The 24,112-nt window shown below is 38.5% G+C and carries 21 protein-coding genes and 1 pseudogene; 15 read left to right on the forward strand and 7 right to left on the reverse strand.

Translation table 11 applies throughout. The annotated features are described in order from the left end of the window. Positions 1–168: 168 nt before the first annotated feature. From J7E67_RS09485 to J7E67_RS09505, 5 genes are all read left to right on the forward strand, one after another. Positions 169–942, forward strand: coding sequence for an SGNH/GDSL hydrolase family protein (locus tag J7E67_RS09485; RefSeq protein ID WP_214731467.1), 774 nt, complete (start codon positions 169–171; stop codon positions 940–942). A gap of 13 nt (positions 943–955) precedes the next feature. Then, positions 956–1,870 (forward strand): ABC transporter ATP-binding protein, encoded by a 915-nt coding sequence (locus J7E67_RS09490; RefSeq protein WP_214712836.1) that lies wholly within the window; start codon positions 956–958, stop codon positions 1,868–1,870. Then, positions 1,863–2,843, forward strand: a complete 981-nt coding sequence (locus tag J7E67_RS09495; RefSeq protein ID WP_214712834.1) for an ABC transporter permease — start codon at positions 1,863–1,865, stop codon at positions 2,841–2,843. The genes J7E67_RS09490 and J7E67_RS09495 overlap by 8 nt, the downstream gene beginning before the upstream one ends. A 218-nt stretch (positions 2,844–3,061) precedes the next feature. Continuing rightward, entirely contained in the window at positions 3,062–3,430 is a 369-nt protein-coding gene (locus J7E67_RS09500; protein ID WP_214712832.1) for a VOC family protein, read from the forward strand. A 477-nt stretch (positions 3,431–3,907) separates the two neighbouring features. Next, entirely contained in the window at positions 3,908–4,471 is a 564-nt protein-coding gene (locus J7E67_RS09505; protein ID WP_214712830.1) for a hypothetical protein, read from the forward strand. Between the two features lie 388 nt (positions 4,472–4,859). Here the strand turns inward: J7E67_RS09505 and J7E67_RS09510 are convergent, their stop codons facing one another. Next, positions 4,860–5,075 (reverse strand): twin-arginine translocase TatA/TatE family subunit, encoded by a 216-nt coding sequence (locus tag J7E67_RS09510; protein WP_098934029.1) that lies wholly within the window; start codon positions 5,073–5,075, stop codon positions 4,860–4,862. Between the two features lie 125 nt (positions 5,076–5,200). Further along, entirely contained in the window at positions 5,201–6,292 is a 1,092-nt protein-coding gene (locus tag J7E67_RS09515) for a M42 family metallopeptidase (RefSeq protein WP_214712993.1), read from the reverse strand. A gap of 178 nt (positions 6,293–6,470) precedes the next feature. Here J7E67_RS09515 and J7E67_RS09520 point away from each other — a divergent pair, with 178 nt between their 5' ends. Continuing rightward, entirely contained in the window at positions 6,471–6,782 is a 312-nt protein-coding gene (locus tag J7E67_RS09520; protein ID WP_214712828.1) for a hypothetical protein, read from the forward strand. Between the two features lie 36 nt (positions 6,783–6,818). Here J7E67_RS09520 and corA read toward each other — a convergent pair whose 3' ends face one another. Together corA and J7E67_RS09530 are read right to left on the reverse strand one after the other, a co-directional pair. Next, on the reverse strand, positions 6,819–7,769 hold the full coding sequence (gene corA / locus J7E67_RS09525) for a magnesium/cobalt transporter CorA (protein ID WP_214731468.1): 951 nt from the start codon (positions 7,767–7,769) through the stop codon (positions 6,819–6,821). Positions 7,770–7,964: 195 nt separating this feature from the next. Further along, positions 7,965–9,095, reverse strand: a complete 1,131-nt coding sequence (locus J7E67_RS09530; RefSeq protein ID WP_251026662.1) for a TIGR04053 family radical SAM/SPASM domain-containing protein — start codon at positions 9,093–9,095, stop codon at positions 7,965–7,967. Between the two features lie 411 nt (positions 9,096–9,506). Here J7E67_RS09530 and J7E67_RS09535 point away from each other — a divergent pair, with 411 nt between their 5' ends. Next, complete coding sequence (locus tag J7E67_RS09535; RefSeq protein ID WP_214712819.1) at positions 9,507–10,280, forward strand: C40 family peptidase; 774 nt, start codon at positions 9,507–9,509, stop codon at positions 10,278–10,280. A gap of 114 nt (positions 10,281–10,394) precedes the next feature. After that, positions 10,395–11,024 (forward strand): TVP38/TMEM64 family protein, encoded by a 630-nt coding sequence (locus tag J7E67_RS09540; protein WP_214712817.1) that lies wholly within the window; start codon positions 10,395–10,397, stop codon positions 11,022–11,024. On the opposite strand, the gene J7E67_RS09545 is transcribed toward J7E67_RS09540, so the two are convergent. Then, positions 11,021–11,371, reverse strand: a complete 351-nt coding sequence (locus tag J7E67_RS09545) for a hypothetical protein (protein ID WP_098934025.1) — start codon at positions 11,369–11,371, stop codon at positions 11,021–11,023. The genes J7E67_RS09540 and J7E67_RS09545 overlap by 4 nt on opposite strands. Before the next feature lie 574 nt (positions 11,372–11,945). Here J7E67_RS09545 and trhA point away from each other — a divergent pair. Continuing rightward, positions 11,946–12,596 (forward strand): PAQR family membrane homeostasis protein TrhA, encoded by a 651-nt coding sequence (gene trhA, locus J7E67_RS09550; RefSeq protein ID WP_214712815.1) that lies wholly within the window; start codon positions 11,946–11,948, stop codon positions 12,594–12,596. Positions 12,597–12,786: 190 nt separating this feature from the next. Here trhA and J7E67_RS09555 read toward each other — a convergent pair whose 3' ends face one another. Further along, entirely contained in the window at positions 12,787–14,157 is a 1,371-nt protein-coding gene (locus J7E67_RS09555) for an MFS transporter (RefSeq protein WP_214712991.1), read from the reverse strand. A 151-nt stretch (positions 14,158–14,308) separates the two neighbouring features. On the opposite strand from J7E67_RS09555, the gene J7E67_RS09560 reads away from it, so the two are divergent. The 4 genes from J7E67_RS09560 (at position 14,309) to J7E67_RS09575 (ending at position 19,067) form a co-directional block, all read left to right on the forward strand. Beyond that, positions 14,309–15,322, forward strand: a complete 1,014-nt coding sequence (locus tag J7E67_RS09560; protein ID WP_214712813.1) for an XdhC family protein — start codon at positions 14,309–14,311, stop codon at positions 15,320–15,322. 92 nt (positions 15,323–15,414) lie between these two features. Then, positions 15,415–17,739, forward strand: a complete 2,325-nt coding sequence (locus tag J7E67_RS09565; protein ID WP_214712806.1) for a xanthine dehydrogenase family protein molybdopterin-binding subunit — start codon at positions 15,415–15,417, stop codon at positions 17,737–17,739. Further along, a complete protein-coding gene (locus J7E67_RS09570; protein WP_214712799.1) occupies positions 17,739–18,572 on the forward strand; it encodes an FAD binding domain-containing protein in 834 nt (277 codons plus the stop codon). Before J7E67_RS09565 ends, J7E67_RS09570 begins: the two co-directional genes overlap by 1 nt. Before the next feature lie 60 nt (positions 18,573–18,632). Beyond that, positions 18,633–19,067, forward strand: a complete 435-nt coding sequence (locus tag J7E67_RS09575; RefSeq protein WP_214712990.1) for a (2Fe-2S)-binding protein — start codon at positions 18,633–18,635, stop codon at positions 19,065–19,067. Positions 19,068–19,125: 58 nt separating this feature from the next. On the opposite strand, the pseudogene J7E67_RS09580 reads toward J7E67_RS09575, so the two are convergent. Further along, positions 19,126–21,191, reverse strand: a pseudogene (locus J7E67_RS09580) (peptidoglycan D,D-transpeptidase FtsI family protein). 260 nt (positions 21,192–21,451) lie between these two features. Here J7E67_RS09580 and J7E67_RS09585 point away from each other — a divergent pair. Beyond that, positions 21,452–22,984 carry a carboxypeptidase M32 gene (locus J7E67_RS09585; protein WP_214712796.1) on the forward strand — a complete coding sequence of 511 codons (1,533 nt, stop codon included), beginning with the start codon at positions 21,452–21,454 and terminating at the stop codon, positions 22,982–22,984. Positions 22,985–23,278: 294 nt separating this feature from the next. After that, positions 23,279–24,067: a TerC family protein gene (locus J7E67_RS09590; protein ID WP_214712794.1), complete on the forward strand. Its 789-nt coding sequence runs from the start codon at positions 23,279–23,281 to the stop codon at positions 24,065–24,067. The last annotated feature ends 45 nt before the right edge of the window (positions 24,068–24,112 follow it).

The following is a 24,112-nucleotide window of genomic DNA, read 5'->3' on the forward strand; positions in this document are numbered from 1 at the left end:
GGAGTCCTCTCAACGGTTCCTTTGATTTTTATTTAGAGAAAATAGTTGTAGAAGTTAACAATTTTCGAACTTTATGTATTTTATACGATATATGTTCCTTGAAAGTTTGATTCATATCTCAACTATGATTAAATTAAATAGAGAAATGGCCAGAAAGGATGTTATTTAATGAATAAAAATGTCATACGTTCGATCACGGGCATAGCTGTATTATTTTGCCTCCTCTGGCTGATCGGGCTTGGCTGGGCGGTAGGGGAATTTTATGCTGGAAAACCAGAAAAGGTTCCAGAAGCAAAAACCGTTTCCAAGGTGGAAAATAAAAAGGGGTTAACCATCGTGGCGTTAGGTGATTCGTTAACTCGAGGAACAGGCGATGAAACCGGAAAAGGATATGTGGGTGTCTTGATTGATGAAATCAAGGGAAAAACAAAGCGTCAGGTACAGTTGACCAACCTTGGCATCAATGGACAAAGATCTGGATCTCTTAGGAAGCAAGTACAGGAAAAAGAAGTAGGGCGCCAAATTCAAAAAGCGGATATTGTCCTAGTGACGATTGGCGGAAACGACTTGTTCCGCGGGGGGCAAGGCTTAAGCGATTTTGAAACTGAAGATATTGCAGCGATTGAGAAGAAATACCTGGATAATTTGAAGTTTGTTTTTGAGCAAATACGTAAAAACAATACAAATGCCAATGTGTTTTTCATTGGTTTGTATAATCCATTTATTGAATTAGAGCAGGGAAAAGAGATGTCGAAAGTGGTCCGCCACTGGAATTACGATAGTGCAGAAGTCAGTGCCTCTTTTCCAAAAATCGTGTTTATACCAACCTTCGACTTGTTTGAGTTAAAGGTTAATGACTACTTATATTCCGACAAGTTTCATCCAAATTCAAAAGGGTATCGTTTAATTGCCGAACGGGTAGCCTCATTGCTTACCTGGTAAGGAGAGGAATTCGATGGAGAAAAAAATTACACTATCTGTAAAAAATCTTAAAAAAGTAATTGGAAAAAAGGAAATTATCAAGGGATTGACTTTCGATTTACGGGAAGGAGAGGTATTTGGCTTCCTAGGCCCAAATGGAGCAGGGAAAACAACGACGATCCGCATGCTTGTTGGATTAATCAAACCCACATCCGGCAGCATTCACATTTGTGGCGCGAATATAGAAGAGAATTTTCAAGAAGCAATGACCAATCTTGGTTGTATTGTCGAGAATCCAGAATTGTATCCATATCTCTCCGGGTATAATAACCTCCTTCATTTTGCCAGAATGCTCGAAGGAATCGGAGAACAACGAATTAAAGAGGTTACTGAACTTGTTGGTTTAACAGAAAGAATTCATGATAAGGTAAAAACCTATTCTTTAGGGATGAGACAACGTCTTGGGATTGCTCAAGCCTTATTAGGAAGACCAAAAGTGCTGATTCTTGATGAGCCAACTAATGGGTTGGATCCGGCAGGAATCCGTGAAATGCGACAATTTATCAGGTTTCTTGCAGAGGATGAAGGCTTAAGCGTCTTAGTTTCCAGTCATTTGCTAAGCGAAATTCAACTTTTGTGTGACCGTGTCGCGATTATTTCAAAAGGGACGATTATTCGAACGGATACTGTCCATCAACTGCTGGCAAATCGCGAGAGAGTCGTTTGGCAGGTTCATCCGCTTGAGAAGGGAAAGGAAGTATTAAGTTCGTTAACCAAAATTGATGTAACAGAAGATGGTACCATACTGACAGAATTTAATGAACAAAAGATACCTCTATGGAATAAGCAGTTGGTTGAAGCAGGAATTGCTGTGACTGAAATGAATCGAAAAATGCCAGTCCTGGAAGATTTATTCCTCGAACTTACGGGGGGTGATACAATTGAATAAATTGATTCAAAATGAAATGATGAAACTGATTGCCAAGAAGCGGCTTATTGTTATTGCTATCATTATTGGTGTTCTTGTCATGTTATTTACATATGCACAATATAAACAAGTTCAAACACAACGAGAAAAATTGGGAACTAGTGATTGGCGAACAATTTTACAACAGCAAATTGTTGATACGACCAATCGTTTGAGCAGCAGTCGGATTACCGATGAATGGAAGAAACAACTGCAAATATCCCTGCAACAGCAACAATATTATCTGGATCATGATATTAATCCTTCTGAGCCTGGTGCACCAACGTTTATGAGGATTTTCTTAGAAAACTCGATTGATCTCTTTATTCCATTAATGGTCATGGTCATTGCCAGTGATTTGGTTTCATCCGAGCACAGTTTAGGATCAATTAAACTGCTATTGACGAGGCCGGTCAAACGATGGAAGGTACTCTTAAGTAAATATTTGACGCTTTGCTTAGCCATTTCTTTAATTATTGCGATCTCAGGAATCCTTTCTTATTTGATTTCTGGTTTGGTGTTTGGATACAAAGGCTGGGGAGCACCCATTTTAACAGGATTTAATGTGACCGAAACAGGCTTAAATACTTCAGAAGTCAAACTTATGGGGCAATGGAAATTTTTATTAATGGACTTTGGACTGGTCTGGTTTGTCTCTATTGTCGTCGGTACCTTATCCTTTATGTTGTCGGTTTTGATTCGCAGTACGGCTGCCGGCATGGGTGTCATGCTTGCCTCCTTAATCTCAGGAGCTATATTAACGAACATGGTATCCTCCTGGGAATCTGCAAAGTACTTTTTTATGGTTAATTTACGGTTAACCGATTATATGAAAGGAACAGCACCTCCGATTGAAGGCATGGATCTTTCATTTTCCATCCAAATCCTCCTTATATGGTGGGCTGTTGCCTTATTCGTTTCATTTTTTGTCTTTACTAGAAGAGATGTCTATTAGAGAATGCTATTTCCGTGTTTGCGGGAATAGCTTTTTTATTGGGTGTGTTATGGTCATAGTTGATTTTTATAGCCAAGGTGATTGGAGCGAAGCGCCTGGAGTGGAAATCAACAGCCCAGTTTAACAGAGTTAAATTAAAAAACGAAAGTTCAAACTTGAAAGAATATTATAAAATCAATAAAATATAGAGAGGATAATTGACAAATTTAGGAGTGTCTATGTCATTTGCAATAAAAAAGATCGATCATATTCAACTTGCTGGCCCAAAGGGCTGTGAAGAAACCGCGAGGGAATTTTTCAATGGAATTCTGGGATTAATTGAAGTAGAAAAGCCAGCAGAATTAAAGAAACGCGGTGGGGTTTGGTTTGAATTTGGGACCTTTCAACTTCACATTGGGGTAGAGGAACCATTTTCACCAGCTAAAAAAGCACATCCTGCATTAGTGGTAGAAAATATCGAGGAATTAAAAGGTCATCTACGTGAAAAGGGAGTTTTGTATACAGAGGACGATCTACTTCCAGGGGCGAGCAGAATTCATGTACATGATCCGTTTGGCAATCGACTTGAATTATTAGAATGGCTCTAGAAATTACGTTGAGATAAATACAGCCCCACTCCAGAAAATTGGAATGGGGCTGAATGCCTTAAATTGGGGGATTGAAGGCACATTTCTTAGGGATGATTCTATTCAATTTCCTGCAAGGGGAGGGGACCCCGGCCGGAAGGAAATTTGCATAAATAATGGTTAGGTTTACTGTTTCACAGTAACTTTCACTGGTTCTCTACTTACACCAAAGTGTTGCCTGCACCGAGGATGACGATTTTTGGTTTGTTCATAACTTCCCACTCCTAACACTTTTGTAAAGTATTTTCTCTAATTTATTGTGAAACATTTCACATATCTTCTCTGCTTTTAGAATACGATAATCCAAATAAAATCTCAAGTGTTTTATAACTAAATATTTGTCGAAATGGTAAATTTTTTTTTACCAACTGGGAATGATAATTCCGTACCGTTAAAAAAGGTTTATTTTACTAATTAAAAAATCGGAAGGAGATAATTATGAAGTTTAAAATGTTACTTTTATCATTAGGATTATTATTGTCTGTGCCTGGAATGGCTGGAGCAAACCAAACGGTGCCTGACACCAATAATGGGGGGCAAAGGGAAAAAGCACCTTGTGATTGTAAAGAGGGCAGAGAGCATCATATGATGCATAAAGATTGGCAAGCAAAGATGGCGGAAAGAGAGAAAATGCTTCTATCATGGGTAGACCAGTATACTCCAGATAAAAAAGGCGAGTGGACAACCGTCCTTGCGGAAAAGAAGACACTAAGTAACCATTGGATGAGTCCTGAAAATGCTGAAAAACGTGAGCAATGGAAAAAAGAAAAAATGGTGAAAATAGAAGAACTAAAAAAACAATTTGATGCAGGTAAGTTAACAAAAGAGGAATTTATAAAACAGGCACATGGCGGAAAAGAAATGTCACATTGGAGGACATTCCATGAATTAAGGAATGCCGTTGAAAAGAAAGACAATAAACAGGCCGTGGTACTTCTAAATCAACTGTTAGATCAAACAAAACAGCATAATCAAAAAATCAAAGAATTACTGAAAAAGTAATGAGCTTCTATCGAAAAACTAATTCAAAGGGATTAGTTTTTTCTTTGTTTAAACAGGTCAATCTTCAATTATTCAACCTCTTCATGATGACAAGATGTCAATAATTACTGCTGTTAAAATAACTTATTAAAGGGAATATTTAAGAATGATTAATTCCGAGGAGGTATGAAATGAGAAGGAAAAATTTAATGATGACCACCGTTGCACTAGGTGCTGCATATTTACTTCGTAATCCAAAATCCAGGCAAAAATTAATGAATCAATTTCAAGCATTTACTAAAAAATAATCCAAAAAACATCCTCCTCAATCAGTTGATGGGGATGTTTTTTGGATGTCTTTTAATGATGCAAGAAATTACCAATGATTGACGACAATAAGTCATAAAACTTATTTTTTTAAACTAATTGTTTCTTGTTTAGTCTCTTTGATTTCCTCTTTTATCTCTTCCTTTATATCGTCAGCAATTCCATCAGTCGCTCTTTTAAATTCGCGAATCGATCTGCCAAAAGCACGGCCAACTTCAGGAAGTTTGTTTGGACCGAAGACGACTAAGGCTACGATTAAAATCAAAATTAATCCGGGTACTCCAATATTAGAAAACATATTTTCATCTCCTAGTGATGAATGCTAGTTAAACCAGTGTCTATTATACCTTTTTATCATTAATTGTACAAAATCTAAATGGAATCGTAAAAAAACCGGTGGACCCACCACCAGCTTTAATAGTCCTATCTGATTAAATCTGATTGAATGTAATGATACAGTAGTTTGGAAGTGTTATCAATGGAAGATTCGTGTGTACGCTCGAATGCATGTGATGAATCGATGCCAGGTCCAATAAGACCATGGACAATATCATGACCAGAGCGGATCGCTGCTGAGGCATCTGAGCCATAAAAAGGATAGATATCTAATTTGTATTGGATATTGTTTTCTTCTGCTAGTCGAACTAAGTTTTTTCTCAACTCATAATGATAGGGTCCACTTGCATCCTTCACACAGATCGAAACAGTATACTCATCTGTCGATTGTCCGTCGCCCATTGCTCCCATATCGACTGCTAAATACTCAACCGTTTCTGGAGTAATATTCGAGTTTCCACCGTATCCGATTTCCTCATTATTAGAAATTAAGAAATGGGTTGTATAGGGAAGGGTAATATTTTCAGTCTTAATTTTCTTTATTAATTGCAGAAGAATGGCCACACTTGCTTTATCGTCCAAGTGGCGGGATTTAATGTAGCCGCTTGGTGTTACTTCTACACGTGGGTCAAATGAAACAAAATCACCGACCTCAATTCCCAATGCACGAACATCCTCAGCAGTATGTACTTTCTCATCAATTCTAATTTCAATATTTTCCTGATTTCGCTCAGCTTTCCCAGCATCTTTATAAACATGGACTGATGTTTGGTGCATTAAAATAGTTCCAGAATATTTTTTGCTGCTGCTGGTTTCGATTTGGCAATATTCTCCTTCAATCGAGTTATATTTAAATCCGCCAATCAAGTCAATTTTCAAGCGACCATTTGACTTTACTTCCTTTACCATCGCACCGAGAGTATCTACATGTGCCGTAAGCATACGGTGATTACTTGAATCAATACCTTCAATTGTGGCTATTAAACCGCCTTTACGGTTTCTATAGGATTTGATTTGTAAGTCAGCAAGGTAATTTTCAACAAAGGTAATCACGTCATTTGTGTTTCCTGAAGGGCTTGGAATGGATACCAAGTCAGTGATTAATTTTAAGGTTTCTTGTGGATTTATAGTAGGCAAAGCAATTACCCCTTTCTGTTTTCTTTCACTAATATTATACATAATTACGAAAATGATGTGTCTAGATACGATTATTATCAACTTTTCCTTAGGTGATGCATAGGTTAACAAGTATTAAATTTTTTTAAATAGGAATAAAAAATGACGGTATGGGCATGAATGGAAATATTCTAACTATTTAAAAAACTAATAGAATATATACCAATGGGAGGGGAAAAAGTTGACCAGAGCCGAATTATACCACTCTAAGCCGAAGCAATCATCCTTTAAGGGTCTATTTTTTTTCATATTAGCTTGTATTGTATTAACTGCCGGTTTTTTTGCTTTTCGTTATTTCTATCAAAACACAATTCGAATTGAAGCACCAATAGAAAATCCGGGACCAAAGGTGGTTATCCATCTTCCAAACGGACAAAAGGTCTATACGTATGAGAATCTAATTTTTGAAAAGGATGGGAAAACCTATTATAAGGGTGAGCGCAACACGATTGATTTAACAGGGGGAACCGTTGACTTTGAAGAGTGGAAATAAGTAGAAGTCAAGAAAGACTAGCGGCAGCTAGTCTTTTTATTTAAACCATCCCTTTTTCTTAAACCAAACTGACATGCCGATCGCTACGAGAATCATCAGCCCAATGGCTGCGAAATATCCATATTTCCATGTCAACTCAGGCATATAATGAAAGTTCATCCCATATAGTCCTGCAATAAAGGTGAGCGGCATGAATATGGTGGTAATAACGGTAAGGACCTTCATTACATGATTTGTTTGGTGTGAATTTATCGAAATATAACTATCCCTGATGTCCGTGGTGAGTTCACGGTTTGCCTCAATCATCTCGGTTAATTTTAATAAATGGTCATGAATATCGGAAAAGTATTCCCTTTTCCTCTGAATGGAAGTCATTCGCTGAGAATTTAGGACCCTGTAAATTAGATCGCGCATCGGTGTAATGGTATGCCTCAAGGATAGGAGGTGGTGTCTAGTGTCAAATAAATCCTCGAGCAATGCCTCCATTGATCTTCCTTTAGAATTCTCGTCAATTTCATTTAACCGATCTTCAATTTGATAGACAAGTGGGAAATAATTATCAACCATTTTATCAAGTACAAGGTAAAAAACATGGGATGGATCCCACGTTTTTATGTTAGTCGATAAATTCAAACGTTTCCATACTTCCTCAATTTCAGTTGAAAATTTATGATGAAAAGTAATTATATAGTTCTTGCTAAGAAAGAAATCAATTTCTTCCCGAGTAAACATCTGTTGATTTAGTGCTTGTGTAACTAAAAAAGTGTGATCTTCATAATAATCCAACTTTGGTCGCTGTAAAGTATGGATACAATCCTCAATGGCTAGTGGGTGAAAGGAAAGAGGGGTTCTTAGGAATTCGATTTCTTCGGTGGTTGGCTGATGAAAATCAATCCAATACCATTGAAAATCTCCACTTATCAGTTCCTCAATTGAAAGGTCTGGTTTCAATTGGTTAGTTTGGGATATCGCAATTGTTCTAATCATGTTAACTCCTTAGTTCGTTCGATTATCATTCCATAAAAAGATATTATGTATAACCTTATCATAACTTTTATTGTTCAATTTTCAAAATTATATAAGGAGTTTCCCTGTCTTTATTGTCCATTTCGAAATTGAGGATTTAATGGAAAAAAAGAGGCATTCTATATAGCAGAATGCCTCTTTACTAATTAATAATGGTTATACGATTGGTGAAGTTTCTTTATTCCGCATCGCTTGTGGTATATAAACACAGAACGGTTCACTTTCCAGATAATCGCCTGTTACGGCATAAGTTCGTGAGCGGGAACCGCCGCACATTTTGTTGTATTCACAGACGCCGCATTTGCCTTTGTAGTTATCAGGTTGACGTAGTTCTTTAAATACTTTTGCCTCACGATAAATTTCTGCAAGCGGGGTATCACGGATGTTACCACCGACAATAGGAAGTAATCCACTTGGCATAACATCTCCAATATGGGAGACAAAGGCGAAGCCGTTGCCATCATTTACCCCTTTTGGTGCACGCTTCAAGCCATCATGCATGGAAGCAAAATCAGTTGTAATCGAGTCTTCGTAATGAATTTCACCTTTTTCAATTAACTGGTCGCGCGTCTTTTGCTGTAAAACAACCCTGCGGTAATGTTGTGCTGCGGTAGTTTTAATATCATATGGTGCAGTTTTGCTTAATTCATACAACCAACGAAACACCTTTTCATGCTCAGCAGGAGAAATACATGCGTCCATTTGACCTCTGCCAGTTGGGACAAGTAGGAAGATGTACCACATAACAGCGCCTAGCTCGCCAACTAGTTTTGCCATTTGTTCAAGCGAGTCATAATTATAACGAGAGATTACTGTATTGATTTGGAGCGGCATGTCTAATTCATTTAAGTATTTAATTTTTTCAACGGTTAAATCAAATGATCCAGGGGTCCCGCGGAAATGATCATGAATCTCGGGTGTTGGGCCGTCTAAACTAAAGCCCCAGCGTGAGAGTCCGACATCTTTGAACAGTTTCATTTTTTCTTTTGTTACATTCGCTGTGGCACTAGGTGTCATGGAAACGCGCATCCCTTTTTTAATTGCATAATCAGCAAGTTCATAAAGATCTTCTCTCATCATACAATCCCCGCCTGTAAAAACGAGCATTGGATTATCCATCTCATAAATTTGATCAATTAAATTGATTCCTTCTTTATGTGAAAGTTCCCGTGGGTCTGGAGTAAGCTGCGCATCAGCACGACAGTGAATGCACTTAAGCTGACAGGCTCTCGTTACTTCCCAAATAACGATAAATGGATTTTTATCATAATCTATTACATTTCTCATTCCATGAGGGTGCCCCATAGCATGTGGATGTCCTTTTCCTATTCCTTGCATCATCATCACCCAAATTCATTAATATTTATAAACTATAGGTTTATTATAGGTTTATCAGCCCACAGTGGATGGGAGTATTGTTACAATATTTCTACATCCTAGTGAGAATTATGTGATATCTATAAAAATCATAAACTTCTTTTCTATTACATTTATGTTACAAAAACATTAAAAAATAATGTAAGATTCCATGAAAAACATGATAAATAGTGGATAGTTACTTAATTGTGTTTGTTATATTTACGGTTTTCTTTGCTAGTATTGGATTTTTTTACCTTGTAAGTCATATCCTTGGGGTTTATTCCATCCTTAATGTTCGTTTATGATGTAGGTACACAAACGAATTGAAGGGGTACTACGATGAAAAAACAACTATTATCATTCGTAGCAACGGCGGGGATCCTGTTTTCTACATTTGTTGGTTCTGCTAGTGCACATGAAAACATTTATACTGTCCAATCGGGAGATACACTTTGGAAGATTTCACAAGCAAACAAAGTCTCAGTTGCTGACTTGAAAACTTGGAATCACCTAACAAGTGATAATCTCTATGTAAATCAGAAGCTATCATTATTAGCACCACACAGCCACGAACTAGTTGCACCTACCTATACGGTCCAAAAAGGGGACACACTTTACCTTATTTCAGTACGCTACAAACTTTCCATTGCCCAGCTTAAATCACTGAATAACCTCACATCAGATACGATCTATGTAGGACAAGTCTTAAAGGTAACTGCGGGAGGTACATCAAATCTAGCACCTGCACCAACTATATCAAAGGCGCAACTGGTGATGGATGAAGCCAAAAAATACATAGGAACACCGTATTTATGGGGTGGCAATACGCCGGCAGGTTTTGATTGCAGTGGTTTGACAAGTTATGTATTTAATAAAGTTGGAGTAACCATTCCACGAACGGCAGCAACACAATGGTCTGGACTGAAAGCTGTCAGCAGCCCAAAGCCTGGAGATCTAGTATTCTTTGAAACATACGCTCCTGGTCCTACACATGTAGGGATTTATTTAGGAAACAACCAATTCATTCAAGCGGGATCAAAAGGTGTATCGATTGCAGATATGACAAATTCCTACTGGAAACCAAGGTACCTTGGTGCAAGGACTGCATTTTAATTGTGATAAGTAGAAGGGTCTTTCAACATTAGAAAGGCTCTTTTTATTTTTTCAAAATTAAAAATATAGTATGATAAGGCTAATCAAAAAAATTGAAGTGAATGGAGTTGTCGGATGTTTAAAAGAATTTTAAGTATAGGGATATTGCTAGTAATTATTACGATTGGTTTTTTACAAAAGGATGAATTACTGCATCTTGTTAAACAAGGCGGAGCCTTTTCGATTTTCATTAGTATGTTATTAGTGTCGATATGTGTCTTTTTTCCTATCATCCCGTTTCCAGTTTTAGCAGGAATGATCGGAGCCGTATTTGGAACAGCCCAAGGGATGCTTGTATCCTTAACAGGGGCCATGGCTGGGACGATGGCTTTCTTCTTCATATCCAGGTATGGTTTTCGCGATTTTGCCCAGGATAAACTGATGAAATATCCAAAAGTTCAGGAATACGATGAGTTTTTAAACAGAAATTCCTTTGTAGCGATATTAACCTGTCGATTAATTCCTATCATTCCAGCACCGGTTGTCAATATCATTTGTGGATTAAGTCATGTGAGATGGCTAACATTTTTTACCGCATCCATGATCGGAAAAGTTCCAAACATTCTGCTTTTGTCTTATGCAGGTGCTTCATTTAGTAATAACAAGCTTTATTCTTTCGGACTTTACGGCGCCTATATGGTCATCATTATCCTGATTAACTTTGTTATTGTTTATCGAAAGCAGGCAAAGAATTCTCTTGATTAAACAACTTCTTGAATATTTAAATCATTTTGTTCCTCAACGGAGATTAGTTCCTTAAAGAAGCTTTTTAAAATCAGCCATTTAGCAGGATAGCTGTAAATAAAATCTTCGATCACCTGTGAAGAGTAATACAAAAAACAATCGATAGGAACTTTTTCTTTTTTTAAATCGTATAAAAGTGCATGTGGAATGGTGTAATAGTCATTCAACTGGTAGGGGTTGAACTTTACTACTTGAATTTTTTGGTCGTGGATCATCTTCTTTAAGGATTGTTCTTGAACTGAAATACTTTCTTCCTTAGTTAGACCATTTAAACAAATACGATCATTGATAAAATAAATTCCCTTCATATACAACACCTCATCTATTTCCATGATTGGTATTGTTATTGACAGGGTTTAGGAGAAGTATACTTATCCAGGTGTGGAAATTTCTATAAAAAAATTACCCGGCCATGGGGCCGGGTATTCAAACTAATCTATATTTTAAGGGGGCGGAGGTTTAAGGTTCTTCCGTGAACCTATTTAAATCTTAATGGATAATTATTAATAAATTATGAACGAAAGATTAATAGTTTAAGAAAAGATAAGGAGAGTAAATGAAAGATTTCCATTGTTGTGCGACATGCAGGCATTTTAAGGCAGAAAAAAAGCCAGAGGGGATGCTCTACTTTTGTAGTCGTTTAGGCTTTGAGACAAAAACGAACTACCAATTTAATTGCTGGAGTCCGAGAGAAAATATTAAGAAAATAATCGATAATGTTAATAAGGTTAGAAAGGAAAGTGATACTTAACGATAAGTTTCACTTTTTTTAGTTTTGGTAGATGACAAATGTCCATTGTCCTCCTTTCCAAATCATGTTATTTTCATGAATATCATTTCTATTTAATTGAATCGCGCTTTACTTGAAAGGAGGAAACCCTATTGGCAGTTACACATACTTTTTCAAAAAAAGAGGAACTAGCTAATTCCATCACACACGGAGTGGGGGCACTATTAAGCATTTCTGCGTTAGTTATTTTAATTGTATATGCATCCCTATATGGAACGGTGTGGCATGTGGTTAGCTTCACGATCTTTGGAGTAACAATGTTTATACTTTATATGTCATCTACCTTGCTTCATAGTTTACCTGAAGGAAAGGCAAAGGACATTTTTGAAATTTTTGACCATTCGTCAATTTACTTTTTTATTGCCGGGACCTACACACCATTTTTATTAATCGTAATCAAAGGAACATTAGGTTGGTCACTTTTTGGAATAGTTTGGGGACTTGCGATTGCGGGTACCGTCTTTAAATGCTTTTTTGTGAAAAAGTACCTTTTTTCATCAACGGCGCTTTATGTGGTCATGGGCTGGTTAATTGTCTTCGCATGGAAACCATTAGTGAATAATCTATCTCTGGAAGGGATGACCTATTTAGCTATTGGGGGCGCACTGTATACACTCGGAGCCATTTTCTATGTGTGGCGTGGGTTTAAATATCACCACGCAGTCTGGCACCTATTTGTATTAGCAGCCAGTGTTGCTCACTTTTTTTGTGTGTTGTTTTATGTCTTGCCGATTCATTCGTAAGTTGTTCATGAGGACAAAAATCTGTTTCGAAGACCAAACTTTGTCCTCATGGAAAGTTCATGAGGACAGAAATCAGAATGGAAGAGCGAAATTTGTCCTCATGGAGCGTTCATGAGGACAGAAATCAGAATCGAAGAGCAAGCTTTGTCCTCATGGGAGTCATGAGGACTGAAATTCGAATAGTGTGTGATTAAACATGCCGCATTTTTCTATAGTTAAATGTCTCCCGAGAAAACCATAGGCTCATTAAAAAGCTAATGATGCCCGTGAACAGTAAAACTTCCCCGATGATTTTCATATTTTCCGCTGTAACATCTTTCCCAAAGATTAATCCTAAAATGATTGAAGATAAAATGGAGCCCAAATATCGACAGGTTTGAAATAAGCCGGATGTTGTCCCAATAATCTCTTTTGGACTCTCCTTAACCATGGCCACTTGGAGAACAACATTTCCAATTCCATAGCTTAAGCCCATGATTGATAAAATAATCCCAATGCCTAAATAGGAAGTATTTACAAAAAACAGGATAAAAGCTAGTGCACCAATAATCGATATAAAAGAGCCAACCATAATCGGCAGGTTTACACCGGCCCGGTCGATCCATTTTCCTGTTACAGATGAAATAATAATGCTTATTCCAGACATAAATAACATTAACAAGCCACTCATTTCCACGCTTAAACCCAATCCTTCTTGAAAATAACTGGGCAGCCCGAAAAATAAACAATAAAAAAAGATATTCAAAAATATGAACTGGATGTACACCATCGAAAGCTTTGGATGTGTTTTAAAAATGCGAATATCAATAAATGGCTCCTTGACTCTTAACTCCCTCAGAACAAATAAACCGAAAAAGATGATTCCAACAAACCCCGACAGATAATGAATTTTTCCTTCAAAAGATAACAAAAACCATAAAAAGAATACCATTCCTGCAGCGAAGTACCCGATTCCGAGAAAATCCAAGTTGGAGAATAATTTCTTCATTTGAGCCTTATCTTGTTTGATGTCTTTCGGAAACATATACCACCCCAGCAGAAAACTGAGGATAATAAAGGGAAAATTTACCCAGAAGATGGCTGGCCAATTGCCCCAAACAATTAAGAAACCTCCAATAGTAGGCCCTAGTGCTACCATTGCCGAAGCGAAAATCGATAATACGGCAAGGGCTGAGGCCTGTCTTTCTTTGATATGGTCTCGAATTAACGACATCCCTGCTGGATAAATGGCACTGCTCCCTATCGATTGAAACAGTCTCATGACAAGCAACATGAGAAAGGTATGTGACATAGGTGCCCCAAACGCTGACAAGGCTACTAAAATGAGTCCCGTTAAAAAGGTTTTTTTCCGCCCAAAAATATCACCAATCTTTCCAGTAACCGGCTGTGCTACTGCACTTGCTAAATAAAAGCTGGATATCAACCACGAAACGGTTGTAAAGGAAAGCTGAAAATCCTTCTGTATACTGTGTAATGCTAAGGCGATCATTGATGAATTAAGAGGATTTAACATCGTTCCAGAGGCGACAGCTGTTAAAAATAATGCACGATTTTTTTTCATGTCTTCATCCTTTGCTGGATTTAGAATCAGTTTATTTTTTGCAATATATTTATTTCTATGAGTGGCACATTGAAAATTTATCATTCTAGGAATAGCCTCCAAACTAATATAAATAAGATAGGAATTTTTGAGTATGAAGTGGAGGAGTCTTATGGATGATATTTATCCAATTTTAGAAGTCATTGATCAACCAGGCCAAAAGGTATTAGCAACCATTGTTCGTGTTCAAGGATCAGCATATAAAAGAGAAGGTTCTTCCATGCTTTTTTGTGAGGATGGGAAGCAATTAGGCATGTTAACTGCAGGTTGCTTGGAAACAGATTTGACCATAAAAGCTCAAGAGGTTTTCATAAAGCAGGAAGCAAAAATGTTCCATTATAATTTGGCAGATGAAGACGATATGAGTTGGGGTCAAGGTAATGGCTGCAATGGAACAATTGATATTTTACTAGAGCCAGTCTCTGAAAAATTAACAGAAGATCTCTTTGTTGTAAAAAGATCCCTAGATAACTGTAAACCTGTAATTGTGTTAAAAAAGCTCGATGAATTGGGGGAGTATCTTTTTATTGAGGAGGAAGGGGATCCGTTTGGCAATTGGTCAGGAGATATTCCTAAAATTGCCTTTACATCTAAAAGTGGAATCATTCCTGGAACTGATTCCATTTATCAACATACGTATCAACCTAGGCCAAGGCTCATAGTCTTCGGGGCAGGACAAGACGCAAAACCGCTTGTTCACCTGGCCGCGGAAACAGGATTTTCAGTAACGGTATGCGATTGGCGGGAAGAGTTTTGTCAAAAAAAATATTTTCCAAAAGCTGAGCAGCTCCTATTGGGCTTTCCTAAAAAGCTTTTGAAGCAAATTTCCTTCTCTCCCTATGATTATGTGGTCATCATGACACATCATTTTGAGAGGGATCAAGAAATATTAGAGGTGTTACGTAAGGAGCATATAAAGTACTTAGGTGTACTAGGGCCGCGGGAAAGAACCAAAAGGCTGCTTAAATATGAAAATGTCCCAACCTGGATTTATTCACCTGTGGGTAAGAATATTAGAGCAAAGGGTCCTGAGGAAATCGCTGTTAGTATAGTTGCTCAATTGATTGAGGTGTGGAGAAAGCCTGTCCATGAAAGAGTGCAACTTCTGTGGACTATTCCCGAGTAGATGAATTGTTCTTCAGTAGGTAATAACAGGTTTATAGGCCATAATAAGTTGGATTTACTCAGTATAAAATCTACTTATACATGGGGGGAGGGATGAAATTGGAGATTATTGGGAAAAACGTCATTCGCAAAGAGGCGCTTGATAAGGTGTCTGGAAGGGCGAAATATACTCATGACTATCATACGATTCCGATGCTGTCTGGCAAAATGGTCATTAGTCCTTATGGCCACGCCAAAATAGTGAAAATAGACACAACGGAGGCATCAAAGATACCTGGGGTAAGGGCAATCCTCGCTGGGAAGCACTACCCATTAACTGGGGAAGCAATCCGAGATCGACCGCCAATCGCAGTTGACAAGGTTCGTTATCATGGGGAAACTGTTGCGCTGGTTGTTGCCGATTCACCTGAGCAGGCTAAAATGGCTGCTGACCTTATTAAGGTTCAATATGAATTCTTACCGGTGGTTAATTCACCGTCACAAGCGTTTGAAAAAGGGGCACCATTAGTCCATGAACGATTAGGTGATTATAAAAAGGAAGATGGTTCTCACCCGGTGCCTGACACCAATATTGCTACCCATATTAAAATCCGCAAGGGCAATAGGGAAAAGGGCTGGAGCGAAAGTGAAACAGTGGTGGAAGCGAGTTTTTCCTTTTCCCCTTCTGATCATGTCGCAATGGAAACTAGATGTGCGTCTGCTGAGATATTACCTGAGGGGACTATCATTATTACCACTTCTTCTCAAGCCCCTTTTATGGCCAAAAGGCTTATTGCTGATTACTTTGGTGAGGATATGGGGAAAATTATTGTCCGTACTCCGCTCGTAGGTGGAGCCTATGGCGGGAAGGCAGCCGTACAGCTTGAAGTTCTTGCCTATCTAGCTTCAAAGGCAGTTGGCGGAAAACCAGTAGAGATATTGAATACGAGAGAAGAAGATATGTTAACGTCACCCTGTCACATAGGTTTAGATGCAAAAGTTAAACTTGGAGCAGACAGTAGTGGCAAAATTAAAGCAGCAGATATTCGCTTTTTGTGGGATGGCGGGGCCTATTCTGATAAAGCAATTGATTTAACAAGAGCAGGTGCAGCAGATTGCACTGGACCGTATAATATTGAAAATGTCTGGTGCGATTCGTACTGCATGTATACGAACCACCCCTATGCAGCCCCATTTAGAGGATTTAGTCATTCGGAACTTTCCTTTGCCATTGAGCGGACAGTGGATTTACTGGCGCAAAAATTAAAGCTAGACCCGCTGGAACTACGCAACATTAATGCCATAAAACCGGGGAATACCACCCCCACAAGGGTCCGCTTAAATAAAAGTAATGTTGGTAACTTATCAAAATGTATTGAGAGAGTTAGAGATTTAATGAAATGGGACGAAGGTCCAATCAAAGAAATAAGTGAACGGATGATCAGGGTAAAAGGAGTTAGCTGCAGCTGGAAAACATCGACCATTGATCCAAACGCACCATCGGGGGTCATTCTAACGTTTAATCGTGACGGTAGTATTAATTTGCTATCTGGTGTGATTGAAATTGGAACAGGGACGAAGACAGTCCTTGCTCAAATACTTGCTGAAAGGCTGAAAATGGATGTTGATAAAATTTATGTACGTATGGAAGTAGATACTCAAACAACACCAGAGCATTGGAAAACAGTCGCAAGCAGGGGAACATTTATGGCGGGTAGAGCTCTATTGGAGGCAGCAGAGGATATCATTATCCAATTGAAAGATATCGCATCAACGGTCTTAAGGGCACCAATAGAAGATCTTGAAGTAGCAAATAGTCGAGTCTTTTTACGGGATGACCCATCAATCGGAGTCCCTTTTAAAGATATTTGCTATGGTTATCAATATCCAAATGGGAATTCTATTGGTGGACAAATTATAGGTCGTGGTAATTATATTTTGCGGCATCTAACCCATTTAGATCCTGAGACTGGGGCTGGAAAACCTGGACCCGAATGGACGGTAGCAGCCTATGGAGTGGAAATCGAGTTGGATAAAAGGGATCTTACCTATCGGCTACTGAAGGCTTGTACCGTTGTTGATATTGGCAGAGTCTTAAATGAAAAAGCAGCCTTGGGTCAGGTTATGGGTGCCATGAGCATGGGATTAGCCTTTGCAGGAAGGGAAACGTTTTATTTTGACGAACTTGGCAGGGTTCTGAATCCCCAACTTCGAACGTATCGGCCACTTCGCTACGGTGAGAATCCAGAATATTTAGTAGAATTTGTGGAAACACCGCAGCTGGATGGTCCCTATGGGGCCCGCGGAGTTGGAGAGCATGGTCTAATGGGCATGCCTGCAGCACTCGGGAATGCTTTGTCGACAGCGACAGGAGTTTCACTCCATCATTTGCCTCTTATTCCAGAGTTGATTTGGAAAGCAAAGGAGGCGCAAAAATAATGCTTCCCTTTGATTTTGATTATTATAAGCCGGCCACATTGAAAGAAGCAGTCGATTTACATCAGTATTTAAATCAGCATGGCAAGCTGCCGATGTTCTTTTCGGGAGGAACCGAATTAATTACACTTGGAAGAATAGATTTAGCCTATACCGAAGCTGTTATTGATATAAAGGATATCCTCGAATGCAATGTTATGCAGGTTAGTGGTGATCATTTGCTGCTTGGCAGTACCCTCTCACTTACAAAAATAGAAGAAGCAAATCTTTTCCCATTATTAACGAAAACTGCCAGTCAAGTCGCTGATCATACGGCTCGAGGGAAGATTTCATTAGGAGGGAATATCTGTGCTCGGATTTTTTACCGGGAAGCTGTTTTGCCATTTTTACTTTCTGATAGCCAAGTTTTAATTGTCGGACCAGAAGGAAAAAAGATGGTGCCAATCAATGAGATATTTTTAGAGAAGCTTCAACTGAAAAAAGGGGAATTTCTCGTTCAATTAGCAACAGAAACACGGTTTATCAAAGCACCGTTCTTTAGTTTCAAGCGTCGTCAGCAGTGGGACACTGGCTACCCTTTGATCACGGTAGCGGCATTAAAAATAGGTCAGGAAGTACGTGTCGCAATCAGTGGCTTTTGCCCTTTTCCATTTCGGTCAAAAGAACTGGAAGCTTCGTTAAATAAAAGAAATCTGCCAGTAGTTTCAAGGATTGATGAGGGGGTTTCCAAATTACCAAAGCCTATTTTAGATGATGTGGAAGGGTCAGCAAAATATAGGCTATTTGTTTTGCGGAATCTATTGATGGATGTGTTAGCAGTTTTGGATGGAACTTGAAGTTAGATTCATAAAATAAAAAAAGGAGGGGAGAGTAACTTGAAATCTCACACAATTACGATGAATATAAATGGAGAAAATCGAAGTGTAACCGTTCGGTCTGCCGATACACTTTTATATACGGTCCGGGATAAACTTGGGTTGACAGGTGCAAAACCGGGCTGTTTAAACGGAGACTGCGGCGCATGTACAGTTAATGTAGAAGGGTGGCCGATGAAATCATGTTTAATGCTTGCTGTTGAAGCGATGGGAAAAAAAGTAACAACCATTGAGGGGTTGGAGAATACCCCTATCCAGCAGGCTTTTGTGGAAAACTTTGCATTTCAATGCGGTTACTGCACCCCCGGCTTTATTATGAATTGCCATTCGTTAATACTAAAGCATCCAGAAGCAGATGATCAAATGATTAAAGAATGGCTGGAGTCGAATATCTGCCGATGTACCGGCTATGCTGAAATTGAAAGGGCATTGAAATCAGTGCTCAAGAAGAAGTGACAAAAGGGGAACGATCTAACGAAAAAGGATGCCATTTTGTGGCACCCTCGACCATGATTTATTTTTTTTTCATTTCAAAATAGGTGTCCAGTACACGGCGGCCAATTTTCAGGTTTGCTCGGTTGTCTTTTTTTCCCTGATATGCCCATGGAACAATAACGGCCATGGCGATTTCTGGATTCGAACTAGGGGCGTAGCTAACCAGGCTTAGGTTCATTACTGGAGGAGGTTCCTTACCAAACCTATATCGCTCCGGTCCGTCATAAAAGGCTTCTGCTGTACCTGTTTTACCAGCAGGTGAGTAGGGTGCAGTGCTGAAGTACTTATAGGCCGTACCGCCACGTTCTTGCATGACCTTTTTAAAACCTAATCGGACACGGTACATCCAATCTGGTTTCACATCAATCGTGTTAAGGACGGTTGGAGAGATTTCTTGTACAACAGGACCTAGTTCATCTTTCCCTTCCTTTGGTTCGAGCATTTGTTTGACCACATGTGGCTGCATTCGATATCCACCATTCGCAATTGTTGAAACATATTGTACCAACTGCATGGCGGAATAGGTATCATATTGTCCAATCACAAGGTCAAGCAAATATCCAGGCAGGTGGCTCTGACCTTTAAATCCGGTTTGTTCATTTGGTAAATCAATTCCAGTTCTTGATCCAAGGCCAAACGAAGCAAATGAGTTTCTAATTGTGTCAAAAGCCTTCGCGCTAATATTTAAGGGTTTATCATATTCATAATGACCTTTTCCAATTCTAATTGCCGTATGAAACATATAAACGTTAGAAGATAATTTTAGGGCATTAATTTCGTTTAATTTTCCTAAGTAGGCATATGATTTTTTTAGAGGAGTAGCTTGAATTTTTAAACCTTTATCATCAAAAACAGTTCCGGGGCCAATCGCACTTGTTTTATAACCAGTCAAAATCGTGGCACCCTTGACAGTCGAACCCACGTTATACGTGGTGGTAAAGGTCCCGAGGGCATCATCTTCCATTTCAACTCTGCCAGTTTGTTTGTTTCTGACTATTTTTTTACCTGACATGGCTAAAACTTCGCCTGTTTTTGGGTTCATTAAGACAACATAGGCACGGTCAGTTAAAAAAGTACCAGGATATCTTTTAGCTGCCCAAAGCTCCTCCTCTATGATCCGATCCACTTTCATTTGCAAATCCATATCAATACTTAAGACAAGGTCTTTTCCCTTTTTTCCCTTTGATGCGGGATGATTTTCAATTATATTGCCTGTTTTATCAGTTACATTTTTTAATTTTGATTTATAGCCGTGAAGAACATCTTCATACTGCCATTCAAGTTGACTTTTGCCGACACGATCATTACGGCTGTAATCCCGAGCCAAGAAGTATTCTAATTGTTCAGCTGGCAGCCCTTCATCTGATTTGGTGACTTTTCCTAACACGGACTTTAAGGTTCGGTCAAAAGCATAGCACCTCTCCCAGTCGGTAGTAGTATCCACCCCGGGAAGGGATTGGAGATTTTCGCTCACAACGGCCAATTCTTTAGCGGTAACTCCTTCATTTTTAATAATCTGTGTTGTAAATTTGTACCCACTATTGAACTCTTTAAAAAGTGCAAGTATCTCAAGTCTATCTTTATTTATTTCCTTTAATTCTTCAGGTGTTATGCGCTCCAATTTTAACTGATAAATATCCCAGTCTGTTAATTTTTTGGCATAATATAATTCCATTTCATTCTTTGTGATTTTGGCATTAGCACGCTCAGGATTATTCATAATCCAGAAATCAAGTTTATCCCTTTCGGTTACCTTATCTGTTTTTTTATTGATTAGTTTTGCTAATTTTTCAGCGGTTTCAAGCATTTGTGGTTGGCTAAATCCCTCGTTCGTGTAACTGATCGCATTCTTTGGGACATTATCAACGATGATTCTGTAATCCCGATCAAGTATTTTTCCTCTTGGGACAGGATTACTGACCGTTACATCTTCTTTTCTTTCTAAATCTCTTTTAAAATTTTCACCATACACGATTTGCACAAAGCCAAGCCGGAGGATTAAAACAGAAAATAGTAAAAAAACACTAAAAAAATGATATTTAACCGAAAGGGGAAGTGTGACTTCTTCTTTTTCTGTTTATCCAAATTGCCTGCACATCCTTTTTACAGAACAAAAATGTTTACATATATATCCTGCCCATTTGTAAATAGTGGTATGAAAATTGATCAAATTCTTTAAGTGATGGGATCATTTATCGACAGTATTTATGTTTCTATGAATTTTTTGTCTATAAAAAAATTTCTAATTTTTTCCTATATTTGAAATTTTAATTTATAATAAATTGGGATGTGGTTGTTTTCTTGAACGAACATCTTTAGAAACATGATTAGGAGGTCTGTATATTATGGAACAGAAAGTGATCGATCCAGCTGTACAAAGGGCAATAGCTCAATTTAAGGGTTTGGATGAAAAAATCACCCATTTTTCAAGTATCATCGGTTTGGCTGATTGGGATCAAAAGGTCATGGCACCGAAAAAAGGGAGAAGTATCTTTGCCAAGGCAACTGGCACACTTAGGACGGAAATTTTTAAACTCTCTGTCTCTCAGGAAATGGGCAACTTGCTAACGGAACTAACTCTTCCTGACAACTTTGATTTATTAGATGAAGTAACAAAAGCAAAAGTTAGAGAATATAGAGCGTACTACCAAAAATCGAAGAGCATTCCTGCTGACCTTTTTCAGGAATATAGCATTCTAACAGCACAGGCAAATGATGCCTGGGAAGAGGCTAGGGAAAACAATGATTTTGCCTGCTTCCTGCCCTATTTAGAAAAAATCGTTGAGTACAAACGGAAATTTGCTGAAATATATGGATATGTTGACCACCCATACGATGCTCTCTTGGATGAATTTGAACCTGGATTAACGGTTAAGAGACTGGATCCGCTATTTGCCAAGTTAAGAGATTCTAGTGTTAAACTATTAGAACGAATTCAACAAAATGGAAAGCGGACACAGGCGGAAATTTTTGATCAATCGTTTGCAATTGAAAAACAAAAGGAATTTAATCGCTTTATCTTGCCTATCATTGGTTTTGACCTTGAGGCCGGCAGGTTGGATGAAACGGTCCATCCGTTTGCCCAAACCGTTAATACTGGAGATGTACGGTTAACAACTCGATATTTAGAAAGAAACGTCCGGTCCGCACTATTCGGTACAATTCATGAAGCGGGTCATGGAATTTATGAACAGAATATCAACCCTGATTATGAGGAATCAGTTCTCCAAAGCGGAGCATCTTTCGGAATCCATGAATCGCAATCGAGGTTTTTAGAAAATATGGTCGGCCGCAGCAAGGCTTTCTGGACATACTTTTACCCTAAACTGCAGGAGTATTTTCCGAAACAGCTCGAAACTATTTCTGTGGATGAATTTTATCGGGCGGTTAATACTGTGAAACCCTCATTTATCCGTGTAGAAGCAGATGAGTTAACGTATAATTTGCATATTATGCTTCGTTATGAAATCGAAAAGGCATTAATAAGCGGTGAGATCGAAGCGAAAGACCTTCCGACTGTCTGGAACCAGAAAATGCAGGATTACCTTGGTGTAACACCAAGTACTGATTCAGAAGGCGTACTCCAAGATGTTCATTGGTCATTTGGCGGTATTGGTTATTTTCCGTCCTATTCATTAGGAAATCTCTATGCAGCGCAGATCCTCGTGACGATTCAAAGAGAACTTCCAGAATTCTACAACCATATCGAAAATGGCAGATTTGACCTGATTCAAGATTGGTTAAAAGAAAATATTCATCAGTACGGTAAGCTTTACACCCCAAATGAATTGATTGTAAAGGTAACGGGTGAGGAATTAAACGCCGAATACCTTGTCGAGTACCTTGAGAAAAAATATGCAGAGGTTTACGAATTGTAACTATTTAAGTTTATTAAACATGGAAACTCACATTGACAATAAACTTGAATTATATTATAGTATGATTAATTAAATATTTCCTTTTTAAAGGGGAGTAGCTGCTACAATAAAGTCGTCATTCCGAGAATTCAATTCTCCGGCTTTATTGGCAACATTTACGTTGTTAGCAAGACCTTTACTTTACTGTAAAGGTCTTTTTGTGTCTTTTTAGGCCTTTACTGTAACCAGTAAAGGCCTATTTTTATGGCGTAAGGGAGTATTTTAAAAAAACAAACTTTTGAGGAGGAAACATTCATGGACTTAACTCTGTTACTCGAATACGGCTGGGTGTTAATGATCTTGGTGGCATTAGAAGGTCTGTTAGCTGCAGACAACGCTTTAGTACTCGCAATTATGGTTAAGCAATTACCCGAGGAAAAACGTAAGAAGGCCTTATTTTATGGTTTAGCCGGAGCCTTTGTGTTCCGCTTTGCTTCCTTGTTCGTGATTTCATTTCTTGTTGATGTATGGCAGGTTCAAGCAATTGGGGCTCTTTATTTACTGTTTATGGCTGGAAATCATATATTCCGTAAGGTAATCAAAGGGAAGGCAGCAGAGGATAAAGAGGAGAAGGAAGGATCAAAAAAAAGCAGCTTTTGGATGACTGTATTAAAAGTCGAAGTGGCTGACATTGCTTTTGCGGTTGATTCGATTCTTGCTGCTGTCGCGATGGCGGTTGCTTTACCAGACACTCCACTGCCTAATATCGGCGGTCTGGATGGTGGTAAATTCTTAGTTATTTTCGCTGGCGGCATTATTGGTCTAATTATTATGAGGTTTGCAGCAAATCAGTTTGTAAAGCTCTTAGAAAAACGTCCAGGTCTTGAAATTGCTGCCTTTACGATTGTTGGCTGGGTCGGTGTGAAGCTTGCAGTTTACACCTTATCACATCCAGCATTGGCTATTTTAAGCGAGGAATTTGCGCATTCAATGGGATGGAAAGTAACCTTTTATGTTGTGTTGGTAGGTATTGCTGCCGCAGGCTGGTTTTTCTCCAAAGACAACAGCACAGAACCAATGAGAAAAGAACAAGAGACTTTATAATTATTAATTCATTTTAAGCCTAATAAAAGGCAGACTAAAAAGTTC

The sequence above is a fragment of the Bacillus sp. ISL-46 genome (genome assembly GCF_018613205.1).